At 64.1% G+C, this 6693-nt stretch carries 5 protein-coding genes, 1 tRNA gene and 1 pseudogene; 4 read left to right on the forward strand and 3 right to left on the reverse strand.

The window, feature by feature from the left end:
- Positions 1-7: 7 nt before the first annotated feature.
- Complete coding sequence (locus PHA8399_RS19450) at positions 8-805, reverse strand: ABC transporter ATP-binding protein (protein ID WP_058287764.1); 798 nt, start codon at positions 803-805, stop codon at positions 8-10.
- Positions 806-901: 96 nt separating this feature from the next.
- Between PHA8399_RS19450 and PHA8399_RS19455 the strand changes: the two genes are divergently transcribed.
- From PHA8399_RS19455 to PHA8399_RS19470, 4 genes are read left to right on the forward strand one after another with little or no spacing between them, the layout of a single operon-like run.
- On the forward strand, positions 902-1549 hold the full coding sequence (locus PHA8399_RS19455) for a TetR/AcrR family transcriptional regulator (protein ID WP_058287765.1): 648 nt from the start codon (positions 902-904) through the stop codon (positions 1547-1549).
- On the forward strand, positions 1546-2730 hold the full coding sequence (locus tag PHA8399_RS19460; RefSeq protein ID WP_058287766.1) for a pyridoxal phosphate-dependent aminotransferase: 1185 nt from the start codon (positions 1546-1548) through the stop codon (positions 2728-2730). The genes PHA8399_RS19455 and PHA8399_RS19460 overlap by 4 nt, the downstream gene beginning before the upstream one ends.
- Complete coding sequence (locus PHA8399_RS19465; RefSeq protein WP_058287767.1) at positions 2727-4331, forward strand: 5-guanidino-2-oxopentanoate decarboxylase; 1605 nt, start codon at positions 2727-2729, stop codon at positions 4329-4331. Before PHA8399_RS19460 ends, PHA8399_RS19465 begins: the two co-directional genes overlap by 4 nt.
- A 4-nt stretch (positions 4332-4335) precedes the next feature.
- Positions 4336-5118 (forward strand): arginine deiminase family protein, encoded by a 783-nt coding sequence (locus tag PHA8399_RS19470; protein WP_058287768.1) that lies wholly within the window; start codon positions 4336-4338, stop codon positions 5116-5118.
- A gap of 185 nt (positions 5119-5303) precedes the next feature.
- On the opposite strand, the gene PHA8399_RS19475 is transcribed toward PHA8399_RS19470, so the two are convergent.
- Together PHA8399_RS19475 and PHA8399_RS22070 are read right to left on the reverse strand one after the other, a co-directional pair.
- Positions 5304-5393: transfer RNA gene (locus PHA8399_RS19475), tRNA-Ser, on the reverse strand.
- Between the two features lie 639 nt (positions 5394-6032).
- A pseudogene (locus PHA8399_RS22070) lies at positions 6033-6248 on the reverse strand (transposase domain-containing protein); the annotation flags it as partial.
- Positions 6249-6693 lie beyond the last annotated feature (445 nt).

Below are 6693 nucleotides of genomic sequence, written 5' to 3' on the forward strand. Positions count from 1 at the left end.
TTGTGCGTCAGGCGACTGAGCTCAGAAATTGCTTCAGCCGGTCTGATTGCGGGTTGCCAAAGACCTCGGCAGGCGGCCCCTGCTCTTCGATGCGGCCCTGGTAAAGATAGACAACGTGGTTCGCGACTTCGCGCGCGAATTTCATCTCGTGGGTGACCAGCAGCATGGTGCGCCCTTCGGCGGCCAGATCGCGGATCACCGTCAGCACCTCCCCCACCAGTTCCGGGTCCAGCGCCGAGGTCGGCTCGTCAAACAGCATCGCCGACGGGTTCACCGCCAGTGCGCGGGCAATCGCCGCGCGCTGCTGCTGGCCGCCGGACAGATAGGCGGGGAAAGTGTCCTCCTTGCCGCCTAGCCCAACCCGCTCCAGCAGTTCGCGGGCGCGCTCAATCGCCTGCGCCTTGGGCACTTTCAGCACATGCACCGGCACCTCGATCACGTTTTCCAAAAGGGTGCGGTGGGTCCACAGGTTGAACTGCTGGAACACCATCGCCAGCTTGGTCCGGATCTTTTCGATCTGCTTCTGATTGGCCGGGCTGCCATCAGCCCGCATTGCCACTTCCTCGCCGCCGATCACGATCTTGCCGGAGCTTGGCGTTTCCAGAAAATTGATGCAGCGCAGCATGGTCGACTTGCCGGAGCCTGAGCCGCCGATAATCGCAACAACATCCCCCTGCCGCGCCGTCAGGTCCACGCCCTTGAGCACCTCCAGATTGCCAAAGGACTTATGCAAATCCTCCACCCGGATGGCCTCGCGGGGGGTGCCGGTCTCCGGGACGGATGCGGCGGCAGTGGCTGTGTGCATTGTTGTGTCACCTTGAAATTTCCGATTGCAGTAAGCCGCGACTCCAGTAATTATGCAAGCGTATAATTTCTCCGCCAAGCAAAAACAGGAGCTGGGGTGAGCGACGACCGCCGCAAATTCAAACGCGAATCCGCCGAGGCCCGGAAGGAGGCGCTGATTCTCGCCACCCTGGAACTGGTGGCGGAAAACGGCGTGCGCGGGGCCACTGTGCGGGGCATCGCCGAGCGCGCCGACGTCACCCAGGGCCTGATCCGGCACTATTTCAGCTCCAAGGAAGAGCTGATCATCGCCGCCTACGAACACCATATGACCGCCATGACCGACCAGACCTTTGCCCCCGCGGCCGGAGCAGACGGCACGGCGCTGGAGCGGCTCACCGCCTTTGTGAACGCTTCTCTGACGCCGCCGGTGGTAGATCCGCGGTCCATCGCGCTTTGGGCAAGTTTCCTTAACAAGGTGCAGCAGGATGAGCAGATGAAGGCCACCCACGAACGCACCTATGGGTATTTCCGCGACTTTCTGGAGGGGCTGATTGCTGCCGCACTGCAGGAAGCGGGCTGCCCCGCCGGCGCCTCCCGGCTGCGGCAGCTGGCGATTGCCTGCAACGCGGTGATCGACGGGCTGTGGCTGGAGGGCGGCGCCCTTCCGGACGCCTTTGCGCCGGGTGAGCTGGCAGGCATCGGACGGCAATCCGTTGCCGCGATAACAGGTTTGAATTTGGAGCAGGAGGCTGCAACGGCATGAGGCTGACAGCAATTACCGAACGGCTGGCCGGACTGGGCGGCGGAAAATGGGAAGTGCATCTGAAAGCACGGCAGATGGCCGCGTCCGGTGCCGACTTGGTGGAGATGACCATCGGCGAGCCGGACGTGCCGACGCCGCCGGAACTGGTCGAGGCCGCCGCGCAGGCGATGCAGGCAGGCCGTACCGGTTACTCCGACGGCCGCGGCGAGGCGCAGCTGCGTGCCGCCCTGGCCGGGACCTATACCGCCAGCCGCGGGCGGGAGTTCGGTCCGCAGAACATCCTGTGTTTCCCTGGCACCCAGACCGCGCTTTACGCGGTGCTGCAGGGCGTTGCCGAACCCGGCACCGAGGTTTTGGCGGGCGACCCGATGTATGCCACCTACGAGGGCGTGATCCGCGCGACGGGTGCGGATATGGTGCCGGTGCCGCTGCGGCCTGAAACCGGCTTCCGGATGCAGGCCAGCGACATCGCCGCCCGCATCACCCCGCGCAGCCGCGCCATTCTGCTGACCACCCCGCACAACCCCACCGGCGCCATCCTGACCGCTGAGGACCTGCGCGAAATCGGCGAGCTGGCGGTGCAGCATGACCTTTGGATCATCTCCGACGAGGTTTATGAACATCTGGTGTTCGAGGGCGCGGAGTTCGTCTCCCCGCTCTCCGATCCAGCCCTGGCAGATCGGGTGATCGCGGTTTCCTCAATCTCCAAATCCCACGCCGCGCCGGGCTTCCGCAGCGGCTGGTGCGTTGGCCCTGAGGACTTCTGCTCCGCGCTGCTGCCGGTCTCGGAGACGATGCTGTTCGGCAACCAGCCCTTCATCGCCGACATGACCGAAAAGGCGGTGCGCGAAGGCTCTTCCGTCGCCGCAGGTATGGCCGCCCGCTTTGCCGCCCGCGCCGCACTTCTGGAACAGCGCCTGCATGGAGAAACCCATCTGCGGGTGCACCGCCCCGAGGCCGGCATGTTCGCGCTGATCGACGTGACATCAACCGGCATGGACGGCGATGCCTATGCCTGGGACTTGCTGGGGAGCGGCGTTGCCGTGATGCCCGGCTCTGCCTTTGGCGAAGGCCTCAAGCACTGGGTGCGCGTTGCCCTGACGATTGATGACGAGAGCTTTGCCGCCGCCCTCGACCGGATCGCGGCTCACGCAAACCGCAAGTCCAGGAGCGTCGCATGAGCAAGACAACAGTTGGCGAAGCCCTGGTTGCGGGGCTGAAGGCGCGCGGTGTTACCTGCGTGTTCGGAATCCCGGGGGTGCATACAGTCGAGCTGTACCGCGGTCTGGCAGAGTCCGGTATCCGCCACATAACACCCCGCCATGAACAAGGGGCAGGCTTTATGGCCGATGGCTATGCCCGGGTGTCCGGCCAGCCTGGCGTGGCGTTTGTCATCACCGGCCCCGGCCTTACCAACACTCTGACCCCGATGGCCCAGGCCCGCGCGGATTCCGTGCCGGTGCTGGTGGTTTCAGGGGTCAACGCCACCGGGACATTGGGCAAAGGCCGCGGCCACCTGCACGAACTTCCGGATCAGCACGCGCTGGCCAAGACCGTGGCGCTGACGTCAGAACACGTTGCCCGGCCCGAGGACCTGGACGCAGCCCTGGACCGCGCCTTTGCCCCCTTCACAGCAGGCCGCCCCGGCCCCGCCCACATCCAGATCCCGCTGGACGTGGCTGGAGCTTCTGCACGGGACGGCACTTCTCAGCCTGCGACCGCCCGGCTGCCACTCGACCCGGATCAAATTTCCAAGGCCGCAAACAGGTTTTCAACAGCCGACAAGGTGGTGATCCTGGCCGGCGGCGGCGCTAAGCGTGCCGGCGCAGAGCTTCAGGCCCTGGCTGAACACCTGGATGCGCCGGTGGTGCAGACCGTCAACGCGCGCGGGCTGATGCACGGCCATGCGCTGACCGTCCCGGCCAGCCCCAGCCTGCAGGCGGTCCGCACGCTGATCGAGGACGCCGATTGCGTCTTGGCGCTGGGCACCGAACTGGGGCCAACCGATTACGACATGTACGCCACCGGCAGCATGGCCCGGATGCCGGGGCTGATCCGTGTCGACATATGTACCGGCCAGCTGGCTAGGCACGCAGCGGAGATCGCCATAACCGGCCGCGCAGGCGAGGCGGCAGCCGCCCTGCTCGACGCATTGCCCGCGCTGCCAAAACAAAGCCAGGGTGCCGCGCGTGCTAAACACGCCCGCACCGCCGCCCAGGAAGAGATCGGCCCGCAGTACCGGGCCCAGGTCGAGATGCTGAACGCCATACGCGATGCTGTGCCCGGTGCGTTGATGGTGGGCGATTCCACCCAGCCGGTCTATGCCGGCAACCTCTATTACGACCACGATCGCCCCGGCGGCTGGTTCAACACCGCCACCGGATACGGCGCGCTTGGCTACGGCATCCCCGCCGCCATCGGGGCTTCGGTTGCCGACCCGTCTGCGCAAGTGATCTGCATTGCCGGCGACGGCGGCGCGCAGTTCTCGCTGCCGGAAATCATGGCCGCCGTGGACGAAACCCTGCCTATCACCTTCGTGATCTGGAACAACCGCGGCTACGGCGAAATCGCCTCCTCGATGGAAGCCGTGGACGTCCCCGTCGTCGGCTGCGACCCCACGCCTCCGGAATTCGGCCCCGCCGCCGCGTCCTTCGGCATCCCGTACACCCGCGTCCCGATGGACCCGCAAACCATTGCCGCTGCCCTCCAAGAGGCCAGCCGCCGCGGAACCCCTTCCCTTGTCGAAATCGAAATCACCGGATCCTCTCCGGCCCAGGAGTAACCCCATGCGAAACCCCACCTTTGAGTTCACCCGCGCCATCACCCGCCGCCCGGCCTCAACCATCGCCCAGGGCCTGCGCGCCGAGGACACCGGCAACCCGAACCTTGACACGATGCTGAAAGCGCACGCTGCCTATGTCTCCGCCCTGCGCAGCACCGGTGCTGAGGTGATCGAGCTTGAACCGCTGGAGGCCTACCCCGACGCTCAGTTTGTCGAGGACACCGCCCTGTGTTTGCCGCAGGGCGCAATCCTGATGCGCCCCGGTGCTCCGTCGCGTCTGGGCGAAGTGGCCGAGATGGCTCCCACCCTGCGGGTCTGTTATGATGACGTCCGCGAAATCACCGGCCCCGGCCGCATCGAAGGCGGCGACATCCTGGTGACTGGCAAGGAAATCCTGGTCGGCCGCTCCGACCGCACCGACGCTGCGGGCGTTGCCGAACTGGCCGAGATCGCCGCGGAATGGGGCCACACCCTGCGCGAGGTCTTCACCCCCGAAGGCGTATTGCACTTCAAGACCGACTGCTCCCTGATGGATGCCGAGACGATCCTGGCAACCAAGCGCCTGGACGCGTCGGGCTGTTTCGAGGGCTACCGGGTTCTGCATGTGGCCGACGGCGAGGAAGCCGCCGCCAACGCCATCCGGTTCAACAATCTTGTGCTTATGGCCGCAGGCTTCCCCCGCACCGCTGAGATGCTGGACAAGGCCGGTTTCGAGATCGCCGAGATCGACAATACCGACTGCGCCAAGCTGGACGGCGGCATGTCCTGCCTGTCCCTGCGCTTCTGATCCCCGCGGCGGCAGGCCGGGGTTTTCTTCTGCCAGGCGGGTGACCGTTTGAGGGGGAAAACCAAGGCCTGCCGCCGGCCGCGGCGACCTTCCTGCCAAGGAATGCCCTGCGGCAACGGCCGCAGGCGGACAGCCCTAGCCGCCCGAAAGGCGTTAGGCATTAGCCACTTATATATTCAGGAAAATGGCGGAGACGATGGGATTCGAACCCACGAGACGGTTTCCCGCCTACTCCCTTAGCAGGGGAGCGCCTTCGACCACTCGGCCACGTCTCCGCTGACCCGTATATGTGCCGCAAACCAGAGAAACAAGGCGTTTTTTCAATTTTTTTCCGCGCCAGCAAAACAGGGAGTTTCCCCGGTTTTCAGGGAACCTTTGCGGAACTGCACGTGATTCACGTGCAAAATCCGTGCAGCCGTGTTCGCGCAATGTTCACGGCAGTCGACCTAAACTTGATTCCCTCCCCTGCTCCGGTCGCAATGAGAGTCGCCAAATCACCAAACCGCATTCCAAAGGCCGCACATGGAGACGAAAGACTATCCCCTGGCGATAGTGGAAACCGCAGGCCATCGCTGCAAGCGCTTCGGCAGATAGGTACTTGCGCCTAGACCATGTAATGCACGCCTATTGCGCTTCGCTGACGCCATTGCAGCCGACAGCATCAAAGTATGCTGTACCGCCTCACCGGGCCTCCGCTTCCGGGAAGGCGACCCGGGAATGCCGCGTCTGCAGAAGTGTGCGCTTGGTACGGATAATAGAAGGGCTGCCTTCCGTCGTCTTGGGAAACATCCGCAATCCCCTCTGTGCATGAAGGGCGGTGATTTGGTCGCCACGGTACAGCGGGAAGCTACCCCCGCGTTACATATCAGTAACCGTCCGGCCAAGCCGCTCTGGTGTGGCTCTGGTGCTGCCCGCTACGCTGCGATAGCAGCGTAACGCCAGGGCATGAGTTCGTTCAGACGTGTGATCTTATGATCCGCGATCTGTGCCAAAACCCAGGTGAGCCACGCTTGGGGATCTACCCCGTTCATCTTGGCGGTTTCGATCAGAGTATAGGCAATGGCAGCAGCTTTCCCGCCGCCTTCGGAGCCGACAAAAAGGTAATTCTTACGGCCTATGGCCAGTTCCCGTTCATTCTGCCCATGTCGGGCAAGTTTACCGGGTTCATTATCGATGGCATGCCTATTTTGGCTCGGACGTGAAGGTTTTCCGCACGCTCAATCGCGGTGATGGCCAACATGTTGGGATCGAGCGCGATGCGGGGATCGCGATCCTGGCACCCGCTTGGATTCTGGATGCTTCGGTTTGTCAGAGTTTCGAGCTTGGCGCACCTTTGGTGTCCACGGATGCGCTTTTCGAACTTCATTCGGTTCTCGGGCACCTCGGTTTCCGGCGAGGGTTGAATGGTGACGAGTCACCCATGGAGGCCCCGAATGAAGCATCACAGATCCTCGACACCAGCCCAGTTGCCGCTGCCGTTATCGCCGGCACCATCGCTGACGGAACCGGAATACCGGTCGATGGTGACAGCCCTGGCGCAATTGCTGCTGACCGCGGCAAAAACCGGTCCGGGAG

Origin of the sequence: Leisingera aquaemixtae, assembly GCF_001458395.1 — a bacterium.
Classification (GTDB): Bacteria; Pseudomonadota; Alphaproteobacteria; order Rhodobacterales; family Rhodobacteraceae; genus Leisingera; species Leisingera aquaemixtae.

What these genes read in the sequence shown, in the direction of transcription:
- PHA8399_RS19460 (WP_058287766.1), top strand. Translation starts at nt 1,546, where the DNA reads ATGAGGCTGACAGCAATTACCGAACGGCTGGCCGGACTGGGCGGCGGA.
- PHA8399_RS19465 (WP_058287767.1), top strand. Translation starts at nt 2,727, where the DNA reads ATGAGCAAGACAACAGTTGGCGAAGCCCTGGTTGCGGGGCTGAAGGCG.
- PHA8399_RS19470 (WP_058287768.1), top strand. Translation starts at nt 4,336, where the DNA reads ATGCGAAACCCCACCTTTGAGTTCACCCGCGCCATCACCCGCCGCCCG.
- PHA8399_RS19450 (WP_058287764.1), bottom strand. Translation starts at nt 805, where the DNA reads ATGCACACAGCCACTGCCGCCGCATCCGTCCCGGAGACCGGCACCCCC.